Annotated in this window: 35 protein-coding genes; 27 read left to right on the top strand and 8 right to left on the bottom strand. The window is 63.2% G+C overall.

From position 1 onward, the window contains the following. The first annotated feature begins 75 nt into the window (after positions 1-75). The 4 genes from AC0NIE_RS16800 to AC0NIE_RS16815 all read left to right on the top strand — a co-directional run bounded on the left by AC0NIE_RS16800 (position 76) and on the right by AC0NIE_RS16815 (position 4742). Positions 76-429: a VanZ family protein gene (locus AC0NIE_RS16800; RefSeq protein ID WP_473488177.1), complete on the top strand. Its 354-nt coding sequence runs from the start codon at positions 76-78 to the stop codon at positions 427-429. 157 nt (positions 430-586) lie between these two features. Next, complete coding sequence (locus AC0NIE_RS16805; RefSeq protein ID WP_473488176.1) at positions 587-3769, top strand: hypothetical protein; 3183 nt, start codon at positions 587-589, stop codon at positions 3767-3769. A 4-nt stretch (positions 3770-3773) separates the two neighbouring features. After that, complete coding sequence (locus AC0NIE_RS16810) at positions 3774-3956, top strand: hypothetical protein (RefSeq protein WP_473488175.1); 183 nt, start codon at positions 3774-3776, stop codon at positions 3954-3956. Between the two features lie 72 nt (positions 3957-4028). Next, entirely contained in the window at positions 4029-4742 is a 714-nt protein-coding gene (locus tag AC0NIE_RS16815; protein ID WP_473488174.1) for a class I SAM-dependent methyltransferase, read from the top strand. On the opposite strand, the gene AC0NIE_RS16820 is transcribed toward AC0NIE_RS16815, so the two are convergent. The 3 genes from AC0NIE_RS16820 to AC0NIE_RS16830 form a co-directional block, all read right to left on the bottom strand. Further along, positions 4735-5283: an acyltransferase gene (locus AC0NIE_RS16820; RefSeq protein WP_473488173.1), complete on the bottom strand. Its 549-nt coding sequence runs from the start codon at positions 5281-5283 to the stop codon at positions 4735-4737. The two genes, AC0NIE_RS16815 and AC0NIE_RS16820, sit on opposite strands and share 8 nt — an antisense overlap. Before the next feature lie 513 nt (positions 5284-5796). After that, positions 5797-5967, bottom strand: a complete 171-nt coding sequence (locus AC0NIE_RS16825; RefSeq protein ID WP_473488172.1) for a hypothetical protein — start codon at positions 5965-5967, stop codon at positions 5797-5799. 145 nt (positions 5968-6112) lie between these two features. Continuing rightward, complete coding sequence (locus AC0NIE_RS16830; protein WP_473488171.1) at positions 6113-6343, bottom strand: hypothetical protein; 231 nt, start codon at positions 6341-6343, stop codon at positions 6113-6115. Between the two features lie 498 nt (positions 6344-6841). Here AC0NIE_RS16830 and AC0NIE_RS16835 point away from each other — a divergent pair, with 498 nt between their 5' ends. Next, complete coding sequence (locus AC0NIE_RS16835; protein WP_473488170.1) at positions 6842-6982, top strand: hypothetical protein; 141 nt, start codon at positions 6842-6844, stop codon at positions 6980-6982. An 86-nt stretch (positions 6983-7068) separates the two neighbouring features. Here AC0NIE_RS16835 and AC0NIE_RS16840 read toward each other — a convergent pair whose 3' ends face one another. Continuing rightward, complete coding sequence (locus AC0NIE_RS16840; RefSeq protein ID WP_029351723.1) at positions 7069-7248, bottom strand: hypothetical protein; 180 nt, start codon at positions 7246-7248, stop codon at positions 7069-7071. An 85-nt stretch (positions 7249-7333) separates the two neighbouring features. Between AC0NIE_RS16840 and AC0NIE_RS16845 the strand changes: the two genes are divergently transcribed. From AC0NIE_RS16845 to AC0NIE_RS16880, 8 genes are all read left to right on the top strand, one after another. Next, a complete protein-coding gene (locus tag AC0NIE_RS16845) occupies positions 7334-8131 on the top strand; it encodes an N-acetylmuramidase family protein (protein ID WP_473488169.1) in 798 nt (265 codons plus the stop codon). Further along, on the top strand, positions 8128-8346 hold the full coding sequence (locus AC0NIE_RS16850) for a hypothetical protein (RefSeq protein WP_473488168.1): 219 nt from the start codon (positions 8128-8130) through the stop codon (positions 8344-8346). Before AC0NIE_RS16845 ends, AC0NIE_RS16850 begins: the two co-directional genes overlap by 4 nt. 1 nt (position 8347) lies before the next feature. Continuing rightward, positions 8348-8614: a hypothetical protein gene (locus AC0NIE_RS16855; protein WP_473488167.1), complete on the top strand. Its 267-nt coding sequence runs from the start codon at positions 8348-8350 to the stop codon at positions 8612-8614. Beyond that, positions 8599-8811: a hypothetical protein gene (locus AC0NIE_RS16860; RefSeq protein WP_473488166.1), complete on the top strand. Its 213-nt coding sequence runs from the start codon at positions 8599-8601 to the stop codon at positions 8809-8811. The genes AC0NIE_RS16855 and AC0NIE_RS16860 overlap by 16 nt, the downstream gene beginning before the upstream one ends. Further along, complete coding sequence (locus AC0NIE_RS16865) at positions 8808-9134, top strand: hypothetical protein (protein WP_473488165.1); 327 nt, start codon at positions 8808-8810, stop codon at positions 9132-9134. Before AC0NIE_RS16860 ends, AC0NIE_RS16865 begins: the two co-directional genes overlap by 4 nt. Positions 9135-9375: 241 nt before the next feature. Then, a complete protein-coding gene (locus AC0NIE_RS16870) occupies positions 9376-9666 on the top strand; it encodes a hypothetical protein (RefSeq protein WP_473488164.1) in 291 nt (96 codons plus the stop codon). A 269-nt stretch (positions 9667-9935) separates the two neighbouring features. Further along, on the top strand, positions 9936-10229 hold the full coding sequence (locus tag AC0NIE_RS16875; RefSeq protein WP_473488163.1) for a hypothetical protein: 294 nt from the start codon (positions 9936-9938) through the stop codon (positions 10227-10229). Positions 10230-10351: 122 nt separating this feature from the next. Continuing rightward, positions 10352-10639: a GIY-YIG nuclease family protein gene (locus tag AC0NIE_RS16880; protein WP_473488229.1), complete on the top strand. Its 288-nt coding sequence runs from the start codon at positions 10352-10354 to the stop codon at positions 10637-10639. Positions 10640-10843: 204 nt separating this feature from the next. Here the strand turns inward: AC0NIE_RS16880 and AC0NIE_RS16885 are convergent, their stop codons facing one another. Next, a complete protein-coding gene (locus AC0NIE_RS16885) occupies positions 10844-10990 on the bottom strand; it encodes a hypothetical protein (protein ID WP_165848859.1) in 147 nt (48 codons plus the stop codon). Positions 10991-11213: 223 nt separating this feature from the next. Here AC0NIE_RS16885 and AC0NIE_RS16890 point away from each other — a divergent pair, with 223 nt between their 5' ends. The 4 genes from AC0NIE_RS16890 (at position 11214) to AC0NIE_RS16905 (ending at position 12865) form a co-directional block, all read left to right on the top strand. Further along, positions 11214-11546 carry a hypothetical protein gene (locus AC0NIE_RS16890; protein WP_473488162.1) on the top strand — a complete coding sequence of 111 codons (333 nt, stop codon included), beginning with the start codon at positions 11214-11216 and terminating at the stop codon, positions 11544-11546. 358 nt (positions 11547-11904) lie between these two features. Then, entirely contained in the window at positions 11905-12210 is a 306-nt protein-coding gene (locus tag AC0NIE_RS16895) for a DUF1236 domain-containing protein (protein WP_473488161.1), read from the top strand. A gap of 99 nt (positions 12211-12309) precedes the next feature. Continuing rightward, entirely contained in the window at positions 12310-12510 is a 201-nt protein-coding gene (locus AC0NIE_RS16900) for a hypothetical protein (RefSeq protein WP_123152077.1), read from the top strand. A gap of 103 nt (positions 12511-12613) precedes the next feature. After that, entirely contained in the window at positions 12614-12865 is a 252-nt protein-coding gene (locus tag AC0NIE_RS16905; RefSeq protein WP_123152124.1) for a DUF2934 domain-containing protein, read from the top strand. 74 nt (positions 12866-12939) lie between these two features. On the opposite strand, the gene AC0NIE_RS16910 is transcribed toward AC0NIE_RS16905, so the two are convergent. Beyond that, entirely contained in the window at positions 12940-13272 is a 333-nt protein-coding gene (locus tag AC0NIE_RS16910) for a hypothetical protein (RefSeq protein WP_473488160.1), read from the bottom strand. Between the two features lie 241 nt (positions 13273-13513). Between AC0NIE_RS16910 and AC0NIE_RS16915 the strand changes: the two genes are divergently transcribed. The 9 genes from AC0NIE_RS16915 to AC0NIE_RS16955 all read left to right on the top strand — a co-directional run bounded on the left by AC0NIE_RS16915 (position 13514) and on the right by AC0NIE_RS16955 (position 21916). Further along, the gene (locus AC0NIE_RS16915; protein ID WP_473488159.1) at positions 13514-14239 is read left to right on the top strand and encodes a GntR family transcriptional regulator; all 726 of its coding nucleotides are present in this window, start codon (positions 13514-13516) and stop codon (positions 14237-14239) included. 2 nt (positions 14240-14241) lie between these two features. Continuing rightward, a complete protein-coding gene (locus tag AC0NIE_RS16920) occupies positions 14242-15291 on the top strand; it encodes an ADP-ribosylglycohydrolase family protein (protein WP_473488158.1) in 1050 nt (349 codons plus the stop codon). Further along, positions 15288-16256, top strand: coding sequence for a PfkB family carbohydrate kinase (locus tag AC0NIE_RS16925; protein ID WP_473488157.1), 969 nt, complete (start codon positions 15288-15290; stop codon positions 16254-16256). The genes AC0NIE_RS16920 and AC0NIE_RS16925 overlap by 4 nt, the downstream gene beginning before the upstream one ends. 55 nt (positions 16257-16311) lie before the next feature. Then, complete coding sequence (locus AC0NIE_RS16930; RefSeq protein WP_473488156.1) at positions 16312-17373, top strand: ABC transporter substrate-binding protein; 1062 nt, start codon at positions 16312-16314, stop codon at positions 17371-17373. 41 nt (positions 17374-17414) lie between these two features. Beyond that, positions 17415-18284: an ABC transporter permease gene (locus AC0NIE_RS16935; RefSeq protein WP_473488155.1), complete on the top strand. Its 870-nt coding sequence runs from the start codon at positions 17415-17417 to the stop codon at positions 18282-18284. Then, positions 18284-19072, top strand: a complete 789-nt coding sequence (locus AC0NIE_RS16940; RefSeq protein WP_123152071.1) for an ABC transporter permease — start codon at positions 18284-18286, stop codon at positions 19070-19072. The genes AC0NIE_RS16935 and AC0NIE_RS16940 overlap by 1 nt, the downstream gene beginning before the upstream one ends. Beyond that, entirely contained in the window at positions 19072-20136 is a 1065-nt protein-coding gene (locus AC0NIE_RS16945; RefSeq protein WP_473488154.1) for an ABC transporter ATP-binding protein, read from the top strand. The genes AC0NIE_RS16940 and AC0NIE_RS16945 overlap by 1 nt, the downstream gene beginning before the upstream one ends. A 98-nt stretch (positions 20137-20234) precedes the next feature. Continuing rightward, positions 20235-21482 (top strand): aconitase X, encoded by a 1248-nt coding sequence (locus AC0NIE_RS16950; protein WP_473488153.1) that lies wholly within the window; start codon positions 20235-20237, stop codon positions 21480-21482. Beyond that, entirely contained in the window at positions 21479-21916 is a 438-nt protein-coding gene (locus AC0NIE_RS16955) for an aconitase X swivel domain-containing protein (protein WP_473488152.1), read from the top strand. Before AC0NIE_RS16950 ends, AC0NIE_RS16955 begins: the two co-directional genes overlap by 4 nt. On the opposite strand, the gene AC0NIE_RS16960 is transcribed toward AC0NIE_RS16955, so the two are convergent. Both AC0NIE_RS16960 and AC0NIE_RS16965 read right to left on the bottom strand, forming a co-directional pair. Next, positions 21913-22068, bottom strand: coding sequence for an SIP domain-containing protein (locus tag AC0NIE_RS16960; protein WP_473488151.1), 156 nt, complete (start codon positions 22066-22068; stop codon positions 21913-21915). The genes AC0NIE_RS16955 and AC0NIE_RS16960 overlap by 4 nt on opposite strands. 135 nt (positions 22069-22203) lie before the next feature. After that, positions 22204-23235: a LacI family DNA-binding transcriptional regulator gene (locus AC0NIE_RS16965; RefSeq protein ID WP_473488150.1), complete on the bottom strand. Its 1032-nt coding sequence runs from the start codon at positions 23233-23235 to the stop codon at positions 22204-22206. Between the two features lie 370 nt (positions 23236-23605). Here AC0NIE_RS16965 and AC0NIE_RS16970 point away from each other — a divergent pair, with 370 nt between their 5' ends. Further along, entirely contained in the window at positions 23606-25219 is a 1614-nt protein-coding gene (locus tag AC0NIE_RS16970; RefSeq protein WP_473488149.1) for an extracellular solute-binding protein, read from the top strand. Positions 25220-25236: the final 17 nt, after the last annotated feature.

Below are 25236 nucleotides of genomic sequence, written 5' to 3' on the forward strand. Positions count from 1 at the left end.
GGAAATCCACCTGGCCCATCCCGGCTTTTCAGATGAAGGACTGACCCTACCTTGTGGCGCTTAGAGTCTTATCGGATGCTGGCAAGGATCGTTTTTCCGGTTACGTTGGCCGGCGTTCTCCTGCTCACTCTTCTGCCGGCGCGGTTCTTGCCGGATTTCGGCACGGCCGTCACGCTTCACGATGACAAGTTGCATCACGCCATCGCCTTCGCCGTGCTGGCGGCGTTGGGAAGCCTCGGCTGGCCGGAACACAAGGCAAGGCTGGTTGTTGTCCTCGCCTTCACCGGCGCGGCGATCGAGGTTCTTCAGGGCTCGCAACTGATAGGGCGCGATCTGGATGGGTTCGACTGGGTTGCCGACTGCGCCGGCATGGCGTGCGGGCTGACAATCGCCGGCTGGACAAAGAGGCGCGTTGGCGGGTTGCCATAGGCCGCAGCGGGTTTTGGGCGCCTTTTTTCTCAAGGCCAGCTAAACCAGCCGCGCCGCCGCCAGATGTGCCATGGACCGCGCGTCCCGTAAGCGCACGCTGAAATCATAGAGCACTTTCAAGCCTCGCTTTCGCGGGGCTTTTTCATGGAGAAGCCTGATGGCTCGACCTGCAACTGCCGCCGTTCGACTTCTGACCGGCGAACGCGAACCCGTGCGCCTGGCGACCACGGCCGACATCCTCCTTCGTGGCCTGCAGGCCATCGACGGCGTGCCGTGCGAGGTTGGCGACCGCGTGCTGGTCAAGGACCAGGCCGACCAGAGACAGAACGGCATCTACACGGTGAGCGAGGGCGAATGGTTCCGCGCCGCCGACGCCCGCACCGCCCGCACCTTGCAGAAGGGAACGACGGTTCACACCCAGGTCGGGACAATCAATGCCGGGCGGGTGTTTGAATTTAGCGCCGACGAGCCGGTGGTGGGCAGCAATGCCATCACCATTGCGCCGTTCGTGCCGCCCGACATTGCGGAGGTGGTCGAGGATGTCGAATCGCTGCGCGACGAGACGCAGGTGCTGAGGGTCGCCACCGAGGCCAGTGCCGGCCAGGCAGCCGCCAGCGCTGCCAGCTCCGCCGCCAATGCCGGACAAACCGCCGCCGATGTCGTCACCACCGCAGTCAATCTGGCGAGCGCGCAGGCGGCGCGCGACGCGTCCCTGTATGGCAAGGGCATTTTCCCGACGGTCGCGGCGGCGATCGGTTTTGGTGTCGTCGGCAGCGGTGCGATCACCGCGGGCGCCGGTGGCACCAACGGCACGTTCGACCTGGCGTTTACCGGCGGCGCCGGTTCGGGTGCCGCCGGCCGCTTCGTGGTCGCGGGCGGCGCCCTGACGCAGATCCTGATCACTGCGCGCGGCTCCTACACGGTGGCGCCAGCTTTCAGCTTTGCGGCTTCGGCTGGGCTTGCCGGGGCGAGCGCTTCGGCGGTCCTCGCCCGGAATGTTGAGGTTGGTGAATACTTCTGGACCGAAGTCTCGACCGGCATCCTTGGAATGTACACTGTGGCGGCCGGACCGGTTGCCGTCGACACGGGCGTTCGTGCTTCTGCGGCGGAAGTCATCGCCTTGATCGGATCGAGGACGGTCGGGCCGGTTGCGATCAGTGGTTCGGTCGGCGGCACGGTGGTCTCCAACAGCAGCATCTATTACTGGCCGGGGTCACTATCGACGGTCGATGAATTTCTGTCGAGTGTAGAACTCGGCTTCGGCGCTGGGCCGGGAACAATTCATATCGTCTTTGCCCACGTCGAGGACGATGGCACGTTAACTCTGGTCTCTGAACAAACTACCCCTGTCGTTACCGGCCCGTCCTCCGTCAACTCGGGGCTCTCGATCCTGAAGCCGGCCGGCAGCGTCATGGGCTTACAGCGGACAGGCGTGGGCACCTGGTACTATACGGCCGGGGCAATTCCGAACGGCGAAAGCGAGTGGTTTACGGCGGCGGTGCCGACCTCGCACACCGCCAAGACCATCGGCTTTACAAACGGCCCGCAATGGAAAGCAACTTTCACGGGTGAAGTCGGCACAAAGGCGCGCGCCGCCTACGATACCGCAAACGGTCTTGTCGATGTTGTCGGTTCGGAATTGGATACCGGGTGGCCGTCGCTGGTCAACACCGGTGCGAACACGCCCGCGAACTACAGCATTGTCATGCAAACGCCGGCTCCCGCCGCTGGCTTCATCACTCAGGTCGATGTCGGGGCGAGCGGCGCGGGTGCTGCACTGATCCATGTTGTCGAGGTCTTGGCAGGACCAACCGTCAACGTGATCAGCACCACGCCAATCACTCTTGCAAATGGCGTTCCCCCTATCCCTCTCTCGATCCCGATTGCGGCCGGACAATATCCGGCGATCAGCGGCGGCGGCTACAAGTTTCAGAACAGCGTCAATCCGGAAGGCATTCCCGTTTGGCTCAGGAACGGGACGCTGTCGAACGGCGCCAGCGTATCGAATTCGACCCAGCACCGCTATGAGGTCCGCTTCACGATCAAGACCGGTCTTATAGCGGATGCAGCAAGGGCCTTGAACGGCGGCGCGCAGAACACCGGCATGAACCTGCTGGCAGACGCCGACCCGAATGGCGTCATTGACGCGACCGCGATCTTTGCTTCGGCCGGGGCCGCTCACCCAAATCCCTACGTCCCGCCCGGCAGCTTCGCGCTGACGGCCATGCCTAAGTCTGGCGACGGCTTTTGGGGGCCTGGAAAGCCGTTTGTCGGTGGCAGGAGGTTTTTCGTTCCGGCTCGCCCGTCGCTGTTCAATCTTTCTGATGACTTCCGGGCCAAGATGGCGGAGCACATCGCCAGCAACGATGTGCTTTGCCTGATCGCCGACAGCATCGGTCATTGGGCTCTGGCCAGCAATGGCTCGGCCCACTGGTTCAATCGAGTTACGCAGTTCGCCAATCTCGGCATTGCGGATGATGAGCCTGGCATGACGGCGTTGCGGCCTAGTTCCACCTATACGCCCGCCTTCTATGGCGTCACGTCCGGCGGAACCGTGTCGACGGGAACGCGCGGGCCGCTCGGCGAAAGCATCATCCTTGCGGATGGCGCGTCGCTGACGTTCACGGGCGCCTATGAGCAGGTCGACGTCCATTACACCCAGGACGCCGGTCAAGGCTCGCTCGCGTTCGCCTTCAACGGTGGCGCGGCCTACAAGACTGTGAACGCTGCCGGCGCTCTGGCGCTGGATCAATATTCCGGCCCGTCCCTGACAGCGCAGGCGGCGAGCGGAAACTATACCCTTACGGCCGTAGGCGGACCGGTGGAGATCACTGGGCTTATCCGTCTCGGCATCAAGGCGGCCGGCTCGCGTCCGCGCCTGCGGACGCTGCGCGCTGCGCACGGAAGCTATACGTTCGCATCCTTCAACGCGCCGCGCCTTGCTTCTGCGGTCGCACAATGCGGCTATGCTGGCGGCAAAATTGTGCCGGTCCTCGCCCTGGGCATCAATGACAGCTTTAGCACGCCGCCGGCGACGATTTCGGCCAATATCACGTCGATCATCAACACGCTGGAGGCGGCCGGCGCTCCTCGCATGATGGCCATGCCGCCAACACGGCCATCATCCGCTTGGGATAGCAGCTATACAGGCGGTCGCACCTACGACGCAGCGCTTGGTGCGATACGTCAAACCTATCGGTCGCGCGATGTGCTGACGGTCCCGATTGACGGGTTCGATTATGTCAACTCGGGGGCCTATCAAGAGGGCCTGCACTACAACGATGCCGGCCACGACAGCAATGCGCTGCGCTTCATCGAATACGTCGCGGAAAGGGGATAAGACCATGCCATTCGCAGTTCATCGCAAGGGTGAAGTGATCGCGACGCTTGAAGAGGGTGAGGAATGGGTGATCGTCGGCAAGAAGATCCTGATTACGAAGCCCAATGACCCGACTTATAGTCGAGAAATCACAGTGCCTAAGGACGATGCCGAAGGGCTCGTCGAAGTGTGGCTGGGAGGCGCCTAGTCCGTACTGGACGCGGTTCGCGCACTATGGCACGGTTGGCTTGGCGGGGGCGATCCTTAGGAGGATTTCTCTATGGCGGACGCCGGAAGCATTATAGCAATCTATGATGACTATTACGCAGATGGCAAAGTAGCCGCGAAACGCGAAATTGCTTCGCAGCAATCAGTCGGCCATATAGAAGCGATCCTCCCGGGGGAGACCTTCGAAAAGGTCCTTGATATCGGGGCTGGTGAAGGGGCTGTGCTGGACAAGCTCAACAAGCGAAATCTGGCAAAGACACTCGGGGCCGTCGAGATTTCGACCTCGGGTATTGAGGCCATCAAGGCACGGAAAATCCCTGGTCTGAAGAGCCTCGATGTTTTTGATGGCTACCACATTCCGCACTCCGACAAGTCGTTCGACCTTGGGTTGGCCATCCACGTCGTCGAACACGTCGAGCACGAACGGATGTTTTTGATGGAGGCGGCGAGGGTCTGCAAGAAGCTCTACATCGAGGTGCCGCTGGAGCATACGAGAAACCTCAATCGCGCCATTCGGATGTCCGGGCCGTATGGGCATATCAATTTCTACACGCCGCTGACGTTCGAAAATCTGCTCAATACTTCCGGGCTCAAGGTCGATAGGCTGATGACGTTTGCTCACGATCTCGCTTATGAACAGCACCTGGCCGGGCGGTACAAAGGATGGGTGAAATACAAGTTGCGGACCGAATTTCTCAAGGTCGCGCCCAAGGCTGCGGTGCGGAACATGGCGTACATGGCCGGAGCGCTATGCAGCACTAAGTAGTTGATTCTGAAAGGTCGCGGACCTTTTTAGCCGGAACTCCGGCAACGATCGTGAAGGGCTCTACGTCCTTGGTGACGACAGACGCTGCGCCGACGACCGCGCCCTTGCCGATCGTGACACCTTTCAGGATTGTCACGCCAAAGCCGATCCAGACATTCTCATCGATTGTGACCGGCGCGATGCCGACACCCGACCAGTTCTTTTTGCCTTGATGCCACTCGGCGACGTCGCTTGTGCGCTGCTTCCAATCCAGCGAGTGCGAGTTATGGTCAACGATCGTCGTACCCCATGAGATAACGACATCATCGCCAATAGTGATGTGTTCTGCAGCGACTAGGTGGCTCTTGCCGATGTAGCAGCGCCGTCCGATCGTGATCCGCGCTTCTGGTCGATCAAACGAGAAGTAGCAGTTGATGATCCCGTCCTCGCCGATCGAGTGATGGCCACGGCGGGCAGTGCGGACACTCTGAATGGCCATCTTCGTGCCAGCGCCGACATTGACTCCCGCTAGGCGTTGCAGGAAGGGCGGCACAAAAGGCATGTCAGTGTCTTCCGTATCGTGTTTGTTGCTGCCTCTCGGCGATAACCTGCAAACCGTCGCAGAGCATGAGGTGCCGTTGTGGCATTCGCGTACTAAGCTCCTTCAAATGCTGCCTGCGCATCGTGCTCGTCGTCGGCTTCCACCGTTGGCGCAGGGATATGTCGGCCATCGATTGCTTGGACCGAAAAGCGCTTGAGGGTTTGTGCCACCGGCAGGTTAGTTCGCATCGTCAGGGGCAGATCCGTTGGGCGGTCATCATTTGCGGCAAGCACCTCCGCTTTGCAAGCGTGATCGTGAGGTAGTTCACGCTCTAGTTCGTTTGGCTCGACACGGCCCCTAGCAACGAGCCAGTGCAGGTAGCATTTCGCCAACCGCAGATAGACTTGTACCGAGTGATCTTGTGGTTAGATAATTTCGGCGGCGTCTGGCTGCCGGCTGGCCGGCTTGCGCGTCCAAAAGACACGCCGTAGCCCGCGCCGCCGCGCAGGCGAATGGCGCGAAAGACTGCAAAGACTAATGACGGCTGTCTTGCGGCTTGTCGTGAGGCTGGCTGTTCGACCACCAGATAAAATACAGCGAACCTATCTTCATGACCGGCACGCGGCGCTCGCGTTCGCGCACCCGCAATTCGCGATAGACCTTCATCTTCAGGGTGCCGCCCGGCAATTTGATACGCACTGCCATCGGTTCAACTCCCGCCGGTAAGGCAATGATGATGTGCGATGCAGCAATTAGAGAACTTCCCCCGGGGAAGAGTCAACAGCCGATGGTTTTTTTGACTCTTCCCGGGAAGGGTTCGAGGCACAGGCGCCCGATGACGGTCAGGGCGTCAACGCGTTGCCTGGAGTTGGTCCGGATCGTCCGGTGCACCCGGCCGGCCGATAAAAGGACGCGGCCGGTTCGACCACCACCGGTTCGACCACCACCGGTTCGACCACCAGGTGAAATAGACCGAACCTATCTTGACGACAGGAATGCGGCGGCTGCGTTCGCGCCCGCGCAATTCCCGATACACCTTCATCTTCAAGGTGCCGCCCGGCAACTTGATCCGAACCGCCATCAGCCCAACCCCATTGTGCAGCGCAGCAACTAGAGAGCTTCCGTAGCGTAAAAGTCAACAACCGGTCATTGACTATTTCTGGGACTATTTCTGGGACTGTTTCCAGAAGGGCCCCGGGCGCAGGCTCGGGATCATCGATTTGGCGGGCGCCCGGACATGCTGCTCGGCCACCAGACGATGAAGTAGTCTCCGACCCGCCAGACCGGGACTTGGCGCTTCTGCTCGCGGCGGCGCAGCTCGTCCTTTTTCTTGATCTTCAGTGTCCCGCCCGGAAGCCTGATCCTTATTGTCACGTGCCCTCCCGCACCCGGTGTCCTCGGGGTATGAACGGTTCCTGGCAGCAGTTTCATCCCGGCTAAGAGACCGTTTGGAAACTCTACTCGGGCGGCCATCTGATGGCGTTTTCTGCGCTTCCGGCCTTCGCCGGCCGAAGCACTCATGAGCGGTCGTGGCAGTTAAAGCTACGGCCGGCGTAGGCCGGTGCTCACGGACCAGCGCATGACCCCGGAAACCGATTTCGGTTTCCCGGAAAGGGTCATGCGCAAATGCAAAGTGTTAGAGCGTCCTTTGCGCGTCCAATTGGACGCGCAGCGCTCAAATATCCGCTGCGCGCCGGTTCTCGAAACCACCACCATATGACTCGCCAGAGCGAATTTCGAAACAGTCTCATCCCAATTTCGGTCCAGGTGGCAGGACGGATCGAGCTTCTCAAGCGGTCAGCACGATCACTTGAAGAAATCCGCCATGCCCTGGATGGCCAGGAACGCATAGAGGATCGGCCCGGCGACCAGCCCGCAATAGAGGCACAGGATCGCTGCCAGCGCCACAAGCAGCGGCTTGTCGCGGCCGACCGCGCACAGCTCGGCCTTCACCGTCCAGCGCGCCGTTCCTTCATCTTGCGACATCGGCCGCTGTCCTCCCCTTTGGGGTTCATTTCACACAATCGCTTGCAAACATCAACCGGCCCGCGAGGGCGGAAAGGACACGACCATGGACATGACGTTCAAGGGCGCCGCCAGGCGCCTGGACGACCTCGATCTGCCAAAACTTGGCGCCAGGATCGGCGTCGGCGAGGACGAGATCCACGCCTTTCTCGATGTCGAAACCAGCGGGCATGGCTTCGACGCCCATGGCCGGCCAATCATCCTGTTCGAGCCGCATGTCTTTTTCCGCAACCTGTCGGGGGCGAAGCGGGCGCAAGCTGTCGCGGCCGGCCTTGCCTATGCCAGGTGGGGCGAAAAGCCTTATCCCCGGGACAGCTATCCGCGCCTGAAAGCCGCCTGCGCCATCGACGAGACGGCGGCGCTCAGATCGGCGTCGTGGGGCCTCGGCCAGGTCCTCGGCGAGAATTTCAAGGCGGCCGGCTTCCTCACCGTACAGGCCATGGTCGAAGCCATGATGGAGGACGAGGCGCTGCAACTGGCGGCGGCGGTCAATTTCATCGCCGCCAACCGGCTCGACGGCAAATTGCGCAAGCATGATTGGGCCGGCTTTGCCAAGGGTTACAACGGCGCATCCTATGGGAAAAACGCCTACGATATCAGGCTTGCCGAGGCGTTCCGCAAATGGTCCGGGATCAAGGACACGCCGGCCGCTGCCCCAGCGCAGCCTCCAGCGCCTGTTCCGATCCCGCAGGCTCCGCAACCCGACATTCTTGCGTCTTCAGGGCCAAAGCACGAGCCGGGCGAGGCTGGAGTGCGGCCCGGACCATTGCCCGGATTCTGGGCCGCAGTCCTGGCTCCGTTGGTCGCCGCAATCCTGTCCTTGTTTCGAAAGGTAAAGCCATGACGTGGTTCAATACCAATGCCGCGCACAATCTGATCAATGTGCTGATCCTGCTGCTCACCGGCCTGGTCGGCTTCGACTGGACGCTGTTCGGCATCGACGCTGCCCTGGCGCTCAAGATCACCGGGGTGCTGACCCTGCTCAAGATCCTGATGAATGTCGTCCGCGACGGCGTTGCCGGCCTCGTCAGACGACAGCCTGCCGTGGAGGGCAATTGAGATGTGGGTGCTTTCCATGCTGGGCGCGCTCGCCGGCAATACGACGATCATGGCGATCCTTGCCGCGCTGGCCGGCGGCATCGGCCTGTTTGTTGCCGGCGGCATCAGCCGGGCCAACAAGGATGCGGCCAGGCGAGCGGCGGAAAAACTCGCCGCCGTCGAGGAGCGCCTCGAAATGGACCGCGAGGCGACCGATGCCGAACGCGCGGCGCGCGACCTGCCGGACGAAGCCGCACGGCGGGAGGCGATGCGATGGGCAAGGCACTGATGATCGGTCTGCTGCTCGGGGGCGTGTTGCTCGCCGGATGCACAACGCCGGTTTCGCCGGCGCGTCAGGTCTGGTGCGACCACAACCAGGCGCGCCGTCCCTCCGTGGCCGTCGTCGCCGCCATGACGCGGCCCGAGCTCGACGAGGTGAATGCCTACAACGCGAAGGGCGCCAGATGGTGCGGGTGGCGGCCATGATACAGGAGCTTCTCGATGCTCTCGGCGTCAAGGCGCCGGTGGTGGTCGCCGGCCTTTCCGGCGGCATTTTGCGCGCCTTGTCGCGCCACCGCTACAAGGTCCGCGAGATGGTGGCGTCGCCGATCTGCGGCGCGCTGGCGGCGGCCTACCTGACATTGCCGGTGGTGCATTACTTCCGCGCTACCGGCGTGCCGATACCGTCGCCCGACGACGGCACCACGACGCTGGCCGCGGCGTTCCTCATCGGTGTCTCGGCGATGTGGATCTCGGACATCGTCTTCGAGGTGGTGGTGAGGCGGTTCAAGCCGGAGAAGGAGGAGTGAGATCGCGCCCGTCTTAAAGCGCGTCGCGTTTGACCGGCCTCATGCGACGCGCTTTAGGTTGTTGTTTTATGCATGTCGTTATCGCAAAACCGCTGCACACCCTCGGTTCAAGCCCGAGGGCATGCTTTTGCGCGACATGCATTATTGCGCCGCAGCGACAGCCTCTTGCGGGAGACCGGGTGAAGGTTGCGGAACCACGGGCGGAGATGCGCGTTAGGCACGACCCTTGAGAGGATCTACCATGCCAGCTCGCCCAATCGTCTCGACAGCCGCAGCGATCCTGCTCGCCGCCACAAGCATGGCTTACGGCCGGCCGGATGCGCGCACCATGACATGCGAACAGACGCAGCAGCTGATCCAGAGCCGACGCGCCGTCGTCCTGTCCACCGGCCGCAACACCTATGATCGATATGTCCGCCAATACGGCAATGAGTGCGACTGGCCCGAAGCGCCCGTCACCTCCCACATCAGGACGCTTGACGGTCAATGTCGGGTCCATCGATGCGAGGAACCGGTTCTCGGATTGCGATGATGCGCCATTAAAGTCCGGGATCAAACACCTAGGGTCTGCGCCGCGTCGCTTCGCTCCTTGCTTCGCCCCAGGATGACGAAGGTGTAGTAGCGTATGGCTAATCGCCAGCGTTGGAGATTGGTGCTAGAAGCAGCCGACGCCTGATCCAAGGTCTCTTCCCGCGACGTCTCTTCGCGCGACCACCAAGGTGGGCCGATGCGCTAAAAGCCGAAGGTTGCGGAACCACGGGCGAAGGTGCGCGTTGGGCACGACCCTTGAGAGGATCTATTATGCCAGCTCGCCCAATCGTCTCGACAGCTGCAGCGATCCTGCTCGCCGCCACAAGCATGGCTTACGGCCGGCCGGATGCGCGCACCATGACATGCGACGAGGCGCAGCAGCTGATCCAGAGCCGGCGCGCGATCGTCCTGACCACCGGCCGCAACACCTATGATCGATATGTCCGCCAATACGGCAATGAGTGCGACTGGCCCGAAGTGCCCGTCACCTCCTACATCAGGACGCTTGACGGTCAATGCCGGGTCCATCGATGCGAGGACCCGGTTTTCGATTTCCCGGACTAGTTCCTCTGTGCAGAGAAAGGGAATGCGATGGTCGCTGCCCGACCAGACCGCAGCCGCCAAACAAACGCTGGCGATTTGCCGGAGGCCACCACACCCGCAACGGCGCCAGCTACCCTTCCACCCTGACCGGTTATGCCACCATGACCGCGAGCCGGAAGCGCGGCACGATCTACATCGGTGTCACCAACGATCTCGGCCGCCGCATGCCGGAGCACAAATCCGGCCAGGGCTCGCGCTTCACCAGCCGCTATGGCGTGCAGCGTCTGGTCTGGTACGAGGAACATTTCGACATTCGTGACGCCATCCAGCGCGAGAAGTCGCTGAAGCGCTGGCCGCGCCAGTGGAAGATCGAGCTGATCGAGAAGACCAATCCGGAGTGGTTCGAGCTCTTTCGCGGAACGGGGTGGTAGCGTTCGGTTCTGGGCCGCTGCATTCTTCGGCTTGGGTAACGGCATGGATCCTAGGGTCTGCGCCGCGTCGCTTCGCTCCTTGCTCCGCCCTAGGATGACGAAGGCGCAGGGGGCTTACGGCTAATCGCAAAAGTTGGAGATTGGTGCTAGAAGCAGCGGCGCCTGATCCAGGTCTCTTCGCGCGGCACCGAGGCGGCCGATGCTCTAAAAGCCGAAGAATTGCCAGCCGACCAGATAGCCAAGCGCGACGATCACCAGGGGAAACAGGGCCGGCGCCAGCTGGCTGAAGACGGAACGCCTTGCCGGTTCCTTTGGGGCATTCCTTTCGGCGTTTCCGAGATTTTTGGTCATGGTCCAATATAGTAGCAACCGCTGATTAACGATTCACCAACATGCTGCGCCCGCCCCGGAAACGGGGCGGTTTTTTGCGTGTTCAACGGAAGTCGCCCCCTTGCCGCCCAAAACTGTCGTGCCGGTCGATTGAACCTGCATGGAGCCGGGCGCGTCGCAGCATGCGGGAACCAATCGCCGCCCACCTGCTTTGGCAAGGAGGTTCGCGGGAAAGGAGTTCGACATGAAACCTTTCGCATTCCTGCCGAGCGCGTTGATCATCGGCGTGCTCGGCGCACTGGCGTTGGCGGCGCCGGCTGCCGCCCAGACGGATGACCAGACACAAGACCAGGCGCCTGCCGGCCCCTGCCAGGCCCAGCCGCAGAACGGCCAGCAGCAGGAGCCGCCCGCCAACAACGGTGCCGGCGACAGCCTGACCGACACGCTTGATCCCTGCAACGGCGTGCTGCTGCCGCCGCCGACCGGCGATCAGGGCATGGCCGCACCGCCGCCGGACGAAGGCAGGACACCGGTGCTCAAACCCGGCGAGGTGCCGGCGCAGCCGCCGAAACAATAGGTTGGGGCATTTGCCGTCTCGGCGCCTGACGGGAGCCCGACGCCGGCAGGCTTTTTTGCTGGGGGGCGGAACATTAGTTCTCGCTAAATGTTCCTTTCGAAGCAGTCGATATCACCCCCTCCGGTATCGCTGCTGATCGGGCAATCCGATCGGCCCGCGTGCCTGCGAAAGGAACGCGGGCCACTGCGGCGGCTCGCGGCAACGCACCAGAGCGGCGCCAATACGGCGATCGATTAGCCGCCGCTCACGGAACAAGAAGGTTGCGTGAGCGTTTCCAAAGAGGGCCCGCCGTCCCGATTGTGATCTATTGTTGCCACCCGTGGAAGGCGAAGTCCGCCAACAAGAACAGGAGAAGACGATGAAGATCCACCTTGTTCCTGCCGCCGCCGGGCTGGTTCTGCTCACCGGTGTCGGCGTGGCCACCGCAGACCAGGTGATTGTCAAGCCCGAGCAGCAGACAGTCATCCGCGAATATGTGGACAGGCACCCGCTGGCGTCGATCAGCCTTCTGGGAGTGGAACTCAACATCGGTTCCACCGTGCCCGACACGGTTGAGCTTCACCCGATCGACGTTCCCGACGTCAAATACAGATACGTGGTCGTCGACGATCGCACCGTGCTGGTCGATCCCGGCACCCGCAGGATCGTGCAGGTCATTGACTGACCTTCACCCGCCGCTCTCTCGGGAAGACGCGAGAGCAGCGGCGGCTCGCCGGCAGGCAGCCGGCTGTTGATCGTCTTGTCGCGGGAAGGAGCCATTTTCATGTTGCCGCATGTCGAGTCACGCAATGTGGCCGCATCTGTCGACAAGCTGCTTGCTGAACGGGGCACTGCCCTGTTGTCGATGAAGGAGTTGATTGCAGCGGTGCGTGAGCAAACTGGAACGGAGCGCTCGGACGCGGATCTGGCGGGGCTGATCACCAAGAAGGCGGCACTCCTCGGTGTCGCGGTCCTGTCCGAATAGGGTTGAAGCCGCCCAAAGCGTCGATCCGACTCATGACGTCGATCCGAACTTGGGCTAAGACAGCTGTTGCCCAAGGCCCTGAACCGAACCGATGGAGGCAACAGTGACGGACGACAGGCAGGAACGCATTCGCCGGCGGGCTCACGCGATCTGGGAACAGGCCGGCCGGCCCGACGGCGCGCATCAGCAGCACTGGGACCAGGCCACTGCCGAGGTCGACGGTGAGGAGAGCAGGCCGAAAGCCAAAGCGGCTCGACCGAAGGAGCCGGCGGCCGCCAAGGCCAAGCCCAAGGACACTAAGCCAAAGGACACCAAGCCAAAGACTGCTCGGCCGCGCAAAGGTTCAGCGAGCTAGAACAATAACGCTTCGGCCGCGGGACGAAGCTCTGCCCCGCGGCCGAAAGCGTGAGTTCCCGAAATCGATCTCGGCTACATGCCGCAGTGCCTGTCGTTGACGGTCGGTGAGACCGTGCCGGGAGCCTTGTGCGTGGCATCAGGCAGCGCGCCCTGCGGGCCTATAGGGCAGTTCCGATCGGCACTGGAATTCGTGCCGTCAGGGCCTGCAATAATGCTACCGGTAATCCCGCGATCGACAGCATCCGGCTCATCGGCCAGGTTCGGATCGATCGGGGCCGGGTCGATTACGACGCTTCTGTCGCTGCCGGTACCCATTTCAGCGTCGGGGTCGCTGGCAGTCTGGGCCATCGCAGACGTAGCCAGACCAGCGGCGAGTACGGACGCCGCGAGAATCTTCGTAAGCATGGTTTGCCTCCATTTGTCTCCATTTTTTCGGTTGTCGCCGCATCGCGACTACAGAAAAAACCGCTCGGGGGTGGTGAAGGTTCCCATAAAATTCCAGTCTGCGACGAACCGTCGTGATCAGCAGGGCAATCTTGCCCGGCAAATGCCGGGAACTCAAAAGCGTGCTGGCAGCGAGCCGTTGACATGCGTGCCATGTCACGATATTGAACAGGACTATACAGGTTTACTGAACAGGTATTCCATGGCGCGTCGCACGACTCCGTCGTCTCCCGGAACGGGCAAGCCCGAACGGATCGCCACCGTCCTCGAACACGAGATACGCTCCGGCGTGCTCGGCTTCGGCGACCGCCTGCAGAGCGAGAACGAGCTCGTCCAGCGCTTCTCCGTCAGCCGCAACACCATCCGCAAGGGCCTCGAGGAACTGTCGAGCCGCGGGCTGATCACCACCAAGGTCGGCATCGGCTCGTTCGTCACCTTCGACGGCATGCCGGTCGACGACGCCGTCGGCTGGTCGCGGGCGCTGGCCAATGCCGGCGCCAATGCCGACACGCGCACGCTCAGGCTCGAAGTCATGCAGGATGCCGAGCTCGCTGCCAGGCTGGGCGTCGAAAGCCCGTTCTTCATAGCCGTCGACCGGGTGCGCTCCAACGCCGATGACGGCCATGCAATCTCGATCGAGCGCAGCCGCCTGCCGCTGTCGCCGGAGCTGGAGGACGTGCCGCTGCGCGGCCTGCGCGAGGGCTCGCTGCACCAGACGCTGCGCGCGGCGGGGCTCGTCCCCGATCACGGCGAGGAGTGGGCCGACATCGAGATGCTGAGCGCCGCGGACGCGGCCATACTCGACTGCGCGCCCGGCGCGCCGTTCCTGCGCACGCGGCGCCTGACGCGCGCCGCCGACGGCCGCGCCATCGAATTTGTCACCAGCCTGCTCAATCCGGCGCATTTCGCGCTGCACCTGGAGTTCTGAGCATGGACACGCTGAGAATGGAGACGGGCGAGGCGATCGACCGGGCGATGGGTGCGCTTATCGGCGGTGCGCTGGGCGATGCGCTCGGCATGCCGACGCAGCTTTTGTCGCCGGCCCGCATCGCCGAGCTCTACGGCCAGGTCGAGGATTTCGTCGCGCCCGTCGCCGATCATCCGGTGTCGAAGGGCCTGGTCGCCGGCACTGTTACCGACGACACCGAACAGGCGCTGCTGCTCGGTCGTGTCCTGGTTGTTTCAGGCGACAACTTCGATCATGCGCGCTGGGTCAACGCGCTGCTCGACTGGGAGCGCGAGGTCAAGGCGCGCGGCAGCTATGACCTGCTCGGCCCGTCGACCAAGCGCGCCATCGACGCCATCAATGACGGCGTGCCGGCCGCGGAAGCGGGACGCAGCGGCGATACCAATGGCGCGGCGATGCGCATCGCGCCGGTCGGCATCATGATGCCGCTGGAGCCGCTCGACGGGTTGGTCGCCAAGGTGGCGGAAACCTGCCGCGCCACGCACAACACCTCGATCGCCATTGCCTCGGCCGCAGCCGTCGCTGCCGCCGTCAGCTGCGGTGTTGCCGGCGGCGATTGGCGAGCAGCCTCGGACCGTGCGGTTGTGGCGGCAAGGCAAGGGGCGGCACTCGGACACTGGGTCACCGGCGGCGATATCGCCGCGCGGATCGACTGGGCGAGGAGCCTCGCCCGCGGCAAGGCTGTCACTGACGGCATCCGGCTGATCATCGACCTGGTCGGCACCGGCGTCGCCAGCCAGGAATCGATTCCGGCGGCCTTCGCGGTGCTGGAAATAGCCGGTGGCGATCCCTGGCAGGCGGCCGTCATCAGCGCCAATCTCGGCGGCGACACCGACACGATCGGCGCCATTGCCGCCGGCATGGCAGGCGCCTGCACCGGCTTTTCCCGATTGCCGCAGGAACACATCGCCCGGCTCCAAGGGCTCGACATGGCGCAGGTGCGCGCGCTCGCCGCCGATCTGGTCGCGGTGCGGATGGCGAAACGCGGTTCAGGCAAGGATGCGGCGGCATGAGCGGGCGTCTCGTCCATATCGGCAGCGCGGTGGTCGACTATGTCTACCGCATCGACGCCTTGCCGGCGCCCGGCACCGAAAAGACCGCATCGAGCTTTGCCCAGGTCGCCGGCGGCGGCTTCAACATGATGGTCGCGGCCAGCCGCACCGGCATGAAGGTCGTCTTCGGCGGCCAGCTCGGCAGCGGACCGAATGGCGACTTCCTGCGCGCCGCCTTGGCCGCCGAGGGCATCGCAACGCTGACCCCGCCATCACCCGTGATGGACAGCGGCAATTGCGTCGCCATGATCAGCGGCGACGCCGAGCGCACCTTCGTGTCATGGCCTGGTGCCGAGAGTGTGCTCAGCCTCGGCATGATGGCGCCCGTCCGGGTTGCGCCGGGGGATTGGGTGTTCGTCTCCGGCTATACGCTGAGCTATGTCGGGAGCCGCGACGCGCTGGCCGACTGGATCGAGGCGCTGCCGGCGGAAATTCCCTTCGTCTTCGATCCGACGCCTGTCATATCGGAGATTCCGCGCGCCATTCTCGACCGGGTGCTGGCGCGCACGAACTGGCTGAGCTGCAACACAACGGAAGCGGCCGAGATTGCCGGCCCCGGCGCTGTCGAGGCCATTGCTGCCCGGCTTCTTTCCAATCACTGCCCGACCGCCGAGGGGGTCATCATCCGCGCCGGGGCGAAAGGCTGCTTCGTGCGGCTGGCTGACGGCACCGCGCAGGCCGTGCCCGGTTTCAAGGTTGCCGCCGTCGATACCAACGGCGCCGGCGACACGCATATCGGCGCCTTCGTCAGCGCGCTGTCGCGCGGCGTGCCGCCCTTCGAAGCGGCAAGTTACGCCAATGCGGCGGCGGCGCTCTCGGTCACCCGCCATGGCGGGTCGTCGGCGCCGACCGACGAGGAGATCCAGACATTCCTCAGCCATGACGATCGATCCGTGCACGGCCGGAAGCAAAAGGCCCATTTATGACAGAATAAATGACGCAACAAGCCCGCCAACCGGGCAAACAATGAGAGGAACGAACATGCGCATGCCAAAATTGACTGCATTTGTGACAGCAACCGCCGTCTTCGCTTCGGCACTCACGCTGGCCGCCAGGGCCGACGAGGTGCATGTGCTCAACTGGAAGGGCTACGGCGCCGACGAGCCCTGGGCCATTGCCGCCTTCGAGAAGGCGACCGGCAACAAGGTCGTCAACGACTTCTTCAATTCCGAACAGGAAATGCTGACCAAGCTGAGGACCAATCCCGGCCTCTACGACGTCGTCATGATCAACGCGGCCTTCAACGACCAGGCGATGGCGGAAAAGCTGATCCAGCCGATCGACGTCTCGAAGATTCCCAACTATGCCGACATCAGCCCGGACAAGGCAGGCTCGCCGATGCTCGCCCGCGATGGCAAGGTCTATGGCGTGCCATGGGTGTGGGGCTTGACCGCGCTCGCCATCAACGAGAAATCCTTCGAGACGCCGCCGACCAGCATCACCGAGATGTGGAACGAGGCGCATAAGGGCCGCGTAGTCATTCGCGACGATGCCGTCGAAGCGGTCCAGTTCGGCGCCATCGCCACCGGCCAGAACATAAACGACATCAAGGATATGGAAGCGGTCAAGGCGAAGCTGACCTCGCTGATGCCGCAGATCAAGACATTCTGGAGCTCGGAAAACGACTGGAACCAGATGGTCGCCTCCAACCAGATCGACATCGGCACCTATTGGAGCGGTTCGGCCGACCGGGCCAAGACGCATTTCAAGCTGCCGGTCGCGCTGGTCATCCCAAGGGAAGGCGCCGTCGCCTGGCTCGACGCTTTTTCCATTCCGGTCGGTGCCAAGAACGTCGCCGGCGCCGAGGCCTTCATCAACTACATGATTGATCCCGGCTTCTACGTTGAATGGGTCACCAAGGTCGGCGCGCCGGTCTCGGCCAACACCAAGGCGGTTGCCGCGCTTCCCGAAGATGCGTTCAACCGCAAGGTGATGGGCGACCCTGATGTCGCCAAACGCATCCAGTTCCAGGCGCCGATCACCGATGCGCAGCGCGAGGCCTATCTGGCGCTGTGGCAGGAGATCAAGGTCAATGTGAAGTAACGGGCGGGGTGAAGTAACGGCAAGCTTTTCGGGAGGAGCATATGGCTGGACAGGTCGCGACCGGTTCGAGGAGCGGATTGCGATCGGCGTTGCCGTTGCTCCTGCCTGCCTATCTCTGGCTGACGGTGGCGATCTTTTTGCCGCTGTCGGCCATGGTCTTCTTCTCCTTCATGACCGAATTGCCCCTGGCGGGGAAGGTGTGGGCGTTCACGCTCGACAACTACGCCACCTTCTTCTCAGAGCGGCTGTATTTGACGCTGCTGCTGGCGTCGCTCAGGCTCGGGCTCGAGGTAACGCTGTGGTGCGTCGTCATCGGCTATCCCGCGGCCTATGTGCTGGCCAAGGTGCTGAAGGGGCGCAGCCGCGAGGCGATCTTCCTGCTCGTCATCCTGCCGTTCTGGTCGAACGGGCTGGTGCGCATCTTCTCCTGGGCGATGGTGCTGCGCGAAGGCGGCATTCTCGACAGCGCGCTCAACGCCGTGCTGCCGTTCAAGATTAACATCGACCTGATGTATTCCTATCCGGCCGTCATCATCGGGCTGGTGCACTCCTATGTGCCCTACATGGTGCTGACCTGTTATCTGACGCTGCAGGCCATCGATGACTCGCTGATCGAGGCAGGGCGCTCGCTCGGCGCCTCAAGACTGCAGATGTTGAGGCGGGTGATCATCCCTCTGTCCATGCCAGGGCTGGTCGCCGGTGCGGCGCTGATCTTCGTTCCCGTCGTCGGCTCGTTCATGGAACCGCGCATCCTCGGCGGGCGCACCGGCACTTTTTACGGCACGATCATCGAGGATCAGTTCGTCGCCGTCTTCAACTGGCCGCTCGGCGCTGCCTTGTCGTTCATCCTGCTGGCCGTCGTCCTGGTCATCCTGGCGTTGGCGTCACCGGTGCTGCGGAGGCCTGCGTGATGGCAACGACGCGTATCCTGGAATGGTGTGGCCGCCTCTACATCTGGCTGCTGCTCGCCTTCCTCTACCTGCCTGTTATCATCATGGCGCTGATGTCGTTCAACGTCTCGCCCTTCTACCAGTTGCCGTTCGAATGGACGACGGAGTGGTACGCTTCGTTGTGGCAGAACGATCAACTGATCTCCGCCACCTGGAACAGCATAGAGATCGCCATCATCACCACCATCATCTCCACGGTGCTCGGCTCGGCGGCTTCGCTGGCGCTCTACCGCTATGAATTCCGCGGCAAGAAAGTCCTGCAAGCGCTGCTGTTTCCACCGATCGCCATTCCGTGGCTGATCACCGGCACGGCGATGCTGATCTTCTTCTTCGGCGTCGGCATCGGGCGTGGCCTGTTTGCGATCCTGCTCGGCCATGTCGCGCTGGCGCTGCCCTATGTCATCGTCGTCGTCTCGGCCCGGCTGCAGACATTTGCGCCGGAGCTGGAAGAGGCGGCGCGTTCGCTCGGCGCCAACCAGTGGCAGGTGACTTCTCGCGTGACGCTGCCCTGGATCATGCCGGGCGTCATCGCCGGCGGGCTGTTCGCCTTTGCCGTGTCGTTCGACCAGTTCGTGGTCTCCTACTTCCTGTCGACGCCGGGCCAGACGACGTTGCCGGTCGAAATCTACGCCGCGATCCGCAAAGGTTTTACGCCGGAGATCAATGCCGTCTCGACGATCATCATCGTCGTCTCAATGGCGCTGATGTTGCTTACGGCACGGTTCTTCAAATTCGGCGGAGAGAAATAATGGCCGGCGTGCAGGTATCGAATTTGTCGCGCAGCTTCGGCGCGCACAAGGCGCTGGACGACGTGTCCATCGATTTCGCCGACGGTGGTTTCTATGCACTGCTTGGGCCGTCGGGCAGCGGCAAGACCACGCTGCTGCGGCAGATTGCCGGTTTCGATTTTCCCGACTCCGGCCGAATCGCCATCGGCGGCGAGAGCGTCGAGCGGGTGCCGGTCGAGAAGCGGCGCATCGGCATGGTGTTCCAGAACTATGCGCTGTTTCCCAATATGAACGTGGGTGACAATGTCGCCTTCGGCCTGTCGGTGCGTGGCGAAGCCAGGGCAACGATAGCCAGCGAGGTGCAGCATGCGCTTGACCTGGTGCAGCTCGGCAAGCTCGGTAGCCGCCGGCCGCATCAGCTGTCCGGCGGCCAGCGCCAGCGCGTCGCACTGGCGCGCGCCATCGTCACCAAGCCGCGCGTGCTTTTGCTCGACGAGCCGCTGGGCGCGCTCGACAAAGCGCTGCGGGTCGACATGCAGATCGAGCTGAAACGCATCCAGCGCGAGATCGGCATCACCACCATCTTCGTCACCCACGACCAGGAAGAAGCGCTGACGATGAGCGACCGCATCGGCATCCTGCGCGACGGTCGGCTGGTGCAGGAAGGACCGCCGGAGGAGATCTACGACAGCCCGAAGAGCGAGTTCGCCGCCACCTTCCTCGGCGACGCCAACATCTTTCGCGGCGAGACCACCGGCACCGGCATCCGCTTGCCCGACGGCACGGCGATCGCCGCCGGGGCAGGCGCGGCGCTTGCCGCCGGCGCCAGGGCGAGCTGCGCGGTGCGGCCCGAACGCATCCGCATCGCCACCGATTCAGGGACGTCTGATCCGAACGCCAATATGCTCCGGGGGCAGGTTTCCAAGCGTATCTTCGCCGGCAACAACAGCACTTATTTCGTCGATCGCGGCGGGCAGACGCTCAAGGTCATCGTGCAGAACACCGGCATTGAAAGGTTGGCGGAGGGGCAAAAAGTGGTGCTGCGCTGGTCGCCGGAGAGCACGGTGCTGATCGCTGGGAGCTAACTCGAAAGTTGGCGATCCTTCCCACCCCTCTGCCCTGCCGGGCAGAGGGGGTGCTGTCCCTCCATCTGTCGGGCATAGTGGGGCGCCGGAGCATACCGATGATGCTGGAATTGACGACCGAGGATCAGTCCATGCTCGATGGCGAGCAGGGCCCGGCCGTGGCCGCAGCGATGAAGATCCTGGTCGCCTTTTCCAACGCAGTCGGCGCGCGCAAGCTGTTGGACATTGCAGGAGCCCATATCGATGGCTGCCTCTATCACGGCCAAGCCAGCCTCGATTTCGTCGAAAGGCTGGTCGAGGGCGGCGGCCGCGTTCGGGTGCCGACAACACTCAATGTCGGCTCGTTCGACCTCATCCATCCCGGGCTGGTGAAGATGCCGGCCGCCGAAGAAGTGCCGGCGCGCCGACTGATGAAGGCGCATCTGGAACTCGGCTGCCAGGCGACCTTCACCTGCGCGCCCTATCAGACCCGGTTCCGCCCGGCTTTCGGCGAGCAGATCGCCTGGGGCGAGTCCAACGCGATCGTCTTCGCCAATTCAGTGATCGGCGCGCGGACCAACCGCTATGGCGATTTCATCGACCTGTGCTGCGCGATGACCGGGCGCGCGCCGGCCTGGGGGTTGCATCTCAGCGATAATCGACGCGGCCAAATCCTGTTCGAGCTGACCGGTTCTTCCGAGCCTACCGACGCCCTGTTCGTTGGCGTCGGGCTGATCATCGGGCAGGCGAGTGGCGACCGCATTCCGGTCATATCGGGCCTGCCGCATCCGCGCGACGAGGACCAGCTGAAGGCGCTGGGTGCAGCGGCGGCGACGACGGGCGCGGTGGCGCTGTTCCATGCGGTCGGCATCACGCCGGAAGCGAACACGCTCAACGAGGTGTTTCACGGCATGGCGCCGGACGAGACGATCCGCATCACGCGCGCCAACATCGACCATGCGCTGGCAAAACTGTCGAGCGTGCCCGACGGCGCGCCGCTAGCGGCGGTGTCGCTCGGCACGCCGCATTTCTCGCATGACGAGTGGATGCGCCTGTTGCCGCTGCTACGCCATATCGCGCCGGCCGGCGGCATCCCCATCTATGTCAACACCGGGCGCGCCACCTTGAAGAGATTGCAGGACGAGGGCCAACTGGACGATGCGGAAAAGTTCAACCTCATTCCGGTTACGGATACCTGCACTTATGTCACCTCGATCCTCGAGCGTCTCGACGGCGTGGTGATGACCAATTCCGGTAAATGGGCGCATTACGCGCCCGGCAATATCGGCGTGTCGGTGGCGTTCGGCGACATCGAAGATTGCGTCCGCTCGGCAGCGGCCGGCCATGTCGTGCGGGGCGCGCGATGAAAGGGTTGAAAAAGTCGGTCTTGAAGAGAGTTGGCACGTTCCAGCTTGCCGGCGAGGCGCAAGGCTCGGCGCTGGTGCTGCCGCAAGCGCTCAGCTTCTGGGGCGGTGTCGATGTCGATACAGGCGACATTATCGATCGTTCGCATCCGGATGCGGGCGGTAATGTCGCCGGCAAGATCCTGGTGATGACATCCGGGCGCGGCTCGTCGTCCTCGTCTTCGGTTCTGGCCGAGGCGATCCGCAGGGGCACGGCGCCGGCCGGCATCATCCTGGAGCGGCCCGACCCGATCCTGGCCGTCGGCGCCATCGTCGCCGAGTTCCTCTACGATGTCAGCATGCCGCTGGTCGTCTGCGACATATCAGGCATTGTCTCCGGCGACCGGATCGCGATCGGCATTGGCGAGGACGCGCAAGCGATGGTAAGCAAGATCTAGCCGGCCATCAGTCCCGCCGCGCCCAGTCGCCAATAGGCCGCAGCCAGCGTCTCGCCGCGGCCAAGCCCGAGCGTGCCGCGCCAGTATTCGCGAACGATCCTCGCGGCAGCCGCTTCCGCCGCGAACCAGCCGAATGCCGAATCGTTTCGCATGCGGAGGCGATCCCGGTCGTCCTCGTCCCCGAAGACAACAGCCCGCATGGCATCGAGCTCAAGATTACCCTGATCGCCGGAGCGCCAAAGCCCGCGCTTGCTGGCGCGGCCTCTCTTAATCCCGGGAGCTTCCGTTCAGATCTCCGGGATGCTTTCCCTGAAGATTACCTGCAGCCTCGGCTGGTGCAACTCGTAGGGCAAGTCCCTGATCGCGTGGCTCAAGGTGTTGAGCGCTTCGCGGGCCTCGACGCGCGGGTTCTGGTCGATGACCGCGTCGAGCGTGCCGTCGAGTAAAAGGTCCTTGGTGCCTTCCGTCACTTCGTGGCCGAGAAACACGGTCGACAGCGCCCGGCCTCGCTCCTTAAGTGCGCGAGCGATGCCGGTGTTGCCGGCGCCGACATTGTAGATCGCGGCCAGGTCCGGGTGCCGGTCCAGCAGAGCGGAGGCCTCCAAATAGGCCTTTTCCCGGTCGTCGAGCATCTCGCGCATCTCAACGATCTGCAGATTGGGCGAGTCTTCCGTCAGGATGTGGCGGAAGCCCATCTCGCGCTCCTCATGGCCGCGATAGGAGAGCGAGCCGGCGAACAGCGCGACCTTGCCCGGACGATCGGCGGCCATGAAGCGGTTGAGCAGGTAGCCGGCGAGCCGGCCGGCGGCGCGGTTGTCGATGCCGATATAGGCGACCCTCGGCACGTGCAGGATATCGGATGCGATGGTGACGACCTTGACGCCGCTGGCCGATAGCGAGCGGATCGCCTCGCGGACCGTCGGATGGTCGAGCGCGATGACGCCGACGCCTTGCGTCTGGCCGCGCAATTCCTGCAGCAGGCGGGCAAGCCGGTCGGGATTGAAGCCTTCGATCGTGGCAACGCGCACATCGAGGTCCGGTCTTGACTGCGCCTGCGCCTCGATGTGCCGGTGCAGCATCTTGATGAAGGAATTGGTGCCGGCGGGCAGGGCGAAGTCGAGCCGTATGACATCGCCGCGCAGCGCATTGCGCGGGGTCGGGCCGTTCGAATTTTCAGCGATGTAGCCTAGCCGCTGCGCCGTTTCCAGCACGACCTCGCGGGTGCGCGCCCTGACCCCGGCGCGGTTGTTGAGCACACGGTCGACCGTCGCGGCTGAAACGCCGGCTTCCCGGGCTATGTCTGTCAGAGTGGACCGCACAGTCGATCACCTCATTGCTGGTGCGCTACAGGCGCATCAAAATCGCGGATTAGCGGATCGGATGGCGGACGACGATTTCATTGTCATCCGCGATTCTGATGGGAAATGATGTATCCGGCCTTAGCCGATGCGCAAGCCGGCGCGCTACACCAAATCGTCGAGCCGGGCCGAAATGATCGGCGCGGCGCTCGGTTCCCTCAAATTCAAGCACTAGGTGCCGTGGGCTGACCTCGCTGGACTGCATCCTCTCCCTCATTTGCGATGTTATGACGTGTTTTGATTATTTATGATGTTGACAGCCTTCCCATAGTGCCGTCAATATCCATCATGAGGGCCGTGGAGGAACAAGGCTCTCGAGGGAGGACTTCCAATGTCTGATATGATCCGCATGTCGCGGCGCCGTTTGCTGGCGTCCGGTGGAAAGGCGGCCGTGCTTGTTGCCGCCGCAGGTATCGCACCGAAATTCATCCGTCCCAGCCGCGCCTATGCGGCCGACGCCCTGGCGCCGGGCATGATCGGCGGCCCGACCGGCTTCGACGGCTCGGAGCGCTATCAATATGGCGCCGACACGCCGGAAGGCCGCGCCATCGAGGCGGCCAAGGCGATGAAGGGTGCCGGCAAGGCGCCGGCCAAGATCGTGCTCGGCCTGTCCGATGGCTCGATCGGCCAGCTGACGCAGCCGTTTCCCGCCGGTGCGCCTTCGATCAAGGATCTGTGGGAGAAGGAAACCGGCATTCCGCTCGAGATCGTCGGTGTGCCGAACGGTCAGGAATTCACCAAGACGATGCAGGACATCTCCACCAAGGGTGGAGCCTATGACATCTACGCGGTCGAATGGAACCGTCTCGGCGACCTAGCCGAAACCGGCGGCATCCTGAAGCTCGACGACTTCGTCGCCCAGTACAAGCCGGAATGGGACGATCCCGAGCGCGGCTATGTCAACGGCGCCAAGGGCGTCTCGCTGCTCAACCAGTATCGCGGCTCGACCTATGGCGTGTCGCTGGATGGCGATTTCCAGACCTGGGTCTATCGCACCGATCTGTTCGGCGACGCGGCCGAGAAGAAAGCCTTCTCCGACAAGCATGACTACGAACTGGCGCCGCCAAGGACCTGGAAGCAGCATGACGAGATCGCGGCCTTCTTCCAGCGCCCCGACAAGGGCCTGTTCGGCTCAACCGATCTGCGCAACCAGGGCTGGGGCTACACCAACTGGTATCAGCGTTATGTCTCAATGGCTTCGCCCAATCAGTTCCTGTTCGACGATACCGGCAAGCCGCTGATCAATTCGGAGCAAGGCATAGCCGCGACCAACGAGTACATCGCCTCGCTGGCCCATCATTCGCCGGATGCGATCTCCTGGGGCTGGCCGGAGCAGTACGGCAACTTCGCCAAGGGCGGCGCCGCCATGACTTGCGCCTTCTCCAACCTGCCGAAATTCCTCGACAATGCCGGCAATAAGGATTCAGCTGTCACCGGCAAGATCGGCTCGATGCTGCCGCCGGGCCGCGAGATCGACGGCAAGCTGATCAGCCGTTCGGTGCTGTGGCTCAATTTATCGGCTTCGGTCTCCTCGCAGGCCAAGAATCCGGAGGCCTGCTACCTGTTCCTGCAGTGGCTCGGATCGAGCCGCATCTATGCTTGGATGACCGCCAATCCGGGCGGCTATTTCGATCCGTTCCGGCTGTCGGATTTCTCCGACCCGCTGGTCCGCCAGACCTATCACGCCTATCACATGGATGTGGTGCGAGAGACGGTCGCCCGCACCGTGCCGACCATCAACTATCCCGGCGCCACCGCCTTCCACAATGCGCTGGACGAGAACCTCGTTGCCGCGCTGACCAAGGCCAAGACCGCCGAGCAGGCGATGGTCGACACCGAGGCCGAATGGAAGAAGATCGCCCGCCGCACCGGCGAGGAGAAGCTTCTCGAAGCCATCAAGACCAACAAGGAGGCCTGGCCCACCGTTCTCGATCCGATCAGCTGATCCTCCTCCCAGCATAC

This window comes from Mesorhizobium sp. WSM4842 (genome assembly GCF_055901575.1).

What these genes read in the sequence shown, in the direction of transcription:
- AC0NIE_RS16930 (WP_473488156.1), top strand. Translation starts at nt 16,312, where the DNA reads ATGCGCATGCCAAAATTGACTGCATTTGTGACAGCAACCGCCGTCTTC.
- AC0NIE_RS16860 (WP_473488166.1), top strand. Translation starts at nt 8,599, where the DNA reads ATGGGCAAGGCACTGATGATCGGTCTGCTGCTCGGGGGCGTGTTGCTC.
- AC0NIE_RS16955 (WP_473488152.1), top strand. Translation starts at nt 21,479, where the DNA reads ATGAAAGGGTTGAAAAAGTCGGTCTTGAAGAGAGTTGGCACGTTCCAG.
- AC0NIE_RS16885 (WP_165848859.1), bottom strand. Translation starts at nt 10,990, where the DNA reads ATGACCAAAAATCTCGGAAACGCCGAAAGGAATGCCCCAAAGGAACCG.
- AC0NIE_RS16890 (WP_473488162.1), top strand. Translation starts at nt 11,214, where the DNA reads ATGAAACCTTTCGCATTCCTGCCGAGCGCGTTGATCATCGGCGTGCTC.
- AC0NIE_RS16830 (WP_473488171.1), bottom strand. Translation starts at nt 6,343, where the DNA reads ATGGCGGTTCGGATCAAGTTGCCGGGCGGCACCTTGAAGATGAAGGTG.
- AC0NIE_RS16870 (WP_473488164.1), top strand. Translation starts at nt 9,376, where the DNA reads ATGCCAGCTCGCCCAATCGTCTCGACAGCCGCAGCGATCCTGCTCGCC.
- AC0NIE_RS16855 (WP_473488167.1), top strand. Translation starts at nt 8,348, where the DNA reads ATGTGGGTGCTTTCCATGCTGGGCGCGCTCGCCGGCAATACGACGATC.
- AC0NIE_RS16865 (WP_473488165.1), top strand. Translation starts at nt 8,808, where the DNA reads ATGATACAGGAGCTTCTCGATGCTCTCGGCGTCAAGGCGCCGGTGGTG.
- AC0NIE_RS16925 (WP_473488157.1), top strand. Translation starts at nt 15,288, where the DNA reads ATGAGCGGGCGTCTCGTCCATATCGGCAGCGCGGTGGTCGACTATGTC.
- AC0NIE_RS16835 (WP_473488170.1), top strand. Translation starts at nt 6,842, where the DNA reads ATGACCCCGGAAACCGATTTCGGTTTCCCGGAAAGGGTCATGCGCAAA.
- AC0NIE_RS16900 (WP_123152077.1), top strand. Translation starts at nt 12,310, where the DNA reads ATGTTGCCGCATGTCGAGTCACGCAATGTGGCCGCATCTGTCGACAAG.
- AC0NIE_RS16840 (WP_029351723.1), bottom strand. Translation starts at nt 7,248, where the DNA reads ATGTCGCAAGATGAAGGAACGGCGCGCTGGACGGTGAAGGCCGAGCTG.
- AC0NIE_RS16915 (WP_473488159.1), top strand. Translation starts at nt 13,514, where the DNA reads ATGGCGCGTCGCACGACTCCGTCGTCTCCCGGAACGGGCAAGCCCGAA.
- AC0NIE_RS16845 (WP_473488169.1), top strand. Translation starts at nt 7,334, where the DNA reads ATGGACATGACGTTCAAGGGCGCCGCCAGGCGCCTGGACGACCTCGAT.
- AC0NIE_RS16850 (WP_473488168.1), top strand. Translation starts at nt 8,128, where the DNA reads ATGACGTGGTTCAATACCAATGCCGCGCACAATCTGATCAATGTGCTG.
- AC0NIE_RS16805 (WP_473488176.1), top strand. Translation starts at nt 587, where the DNA reads ATGGCTCGACCTGCAACTGCCGCCGTTCGACTTCTGACCGGCGAACGC.
- AC0NIE_RS16960 (WP_473488151.1), bottom strand. Translation starts at nt 22,068, where the DNA reads ATGCGAAACGATTCGGCATTCGGCTGGTTCGCGGCGGAAGCGGCTGCC.
- AC0NIE_RS16810 (WP_473488175.1), top strand. Translation starts at nt 3,774, where the DNA reads ATGCCATTCGCAGTTCATCGCAAGGGTGAAGTGATCGCGACGCTTGAA.
- AC0NIE_RS16825 (WP_473488172.1), bottom strand. Translation starts at nt 5,967, where the DNA reads ATGGCAGTGCGTATCAAATTGCCGGGCGGCACCCTGAAGATGAAGGTC.
- AC0NIE_RS16950 (WP_473488153.1), top strand. Translation starts at nt 20,235, where the DNA reads ATGATGCTGGAATTGACGACCGAGGATCAGTCCATGCTCGATGGCGAG.
- AC0NIE_RS16920 (WP_473488158.1), top strand. Translation starts at nt 14,242, where the DNA reads ATGGACACGCTGAGAATGGAGACGGGCGAGGCGATCGACCGGGCGATG.
- AC0NIE_RS16875 (WP_473488163.1), top strand. Translation starts at nt 9,936, where the DNA reads ATGCCAGCTCGCCCAATCGTCTCGACAGCTGCAGCGATCCTGCTCGCC.
- AC0NIE_RS16945 (WP_473488154.1), top strand. Translation starts at nt 19,072, where the DNA reads ATGGCCGGCGTGCAGGTATCGAATTTGTCGCGCAGCTTCGGCGCGCAC.
- AC0NIE_RS16970 (WP_473488149.1), top strand. Translation starts at nt 23,606, where the DNA reads ATGTCTGATATGATCCGCATGTCGCGGCGCCGTTTGCTGGCGTCCGGT.
- AC0NIE_RS16800 (WP_473488177.1), top strand. Translation starts at nt 76, where the DNA reads ATGCTGGCAAGGATCGTTTTTCCGGTTACGTTGGCCGGCGTTCTCCTG.
- AC0NIE_RS16895 (WP_473488161.1), top strand. Translation starts at nt 11,905, where the DNA reads ATGAAGATCCACCTTGTTCCTGCCGCCGCCGGGCTGGTTCTGCTCACC.
- AC0NIE_RS16910 (WP_473488160.1), bottom strand. Translation starts at nt 13,272, where the DNA reads ATGCTTACGAAGATTCTCGCGGCGTCCGTACTCGCCGCTGGTCTGGCT.
- AC0NIE_RS16935 (WP_473488155.1), top strand. Translation starts at nt 17,415, where the DNA reads ATGGCTGGACAGGTCGCGACCGGTTCGAGGAGCGGATTGCGATCGGCG.
- AC0NIE_RS16820 (WP_473488173.1), bottom strand. Translation starts at nt 5,283, where the DNA reads ATGCCTTTTGTGCCGCCCTTCCTGCAACGCCTAGCGGGAGTCAATGTC.
- AC0NIE_RS16815 (WP_473488174.1), top strand. Translation starts at nt 4,029, where the DNA reads ATGGCGGACGCCGGAAGCATTATAGCAATCTATGATGACTATTACGCA.
- AC0NIE_RS16940 (WP_123152071.1), top strand. Translation starts at nt 18,284, where the DNA reads ATGGCAACGACGCGTATCCTGGAATGGTGTGGCCGCCTCTACATCTGG.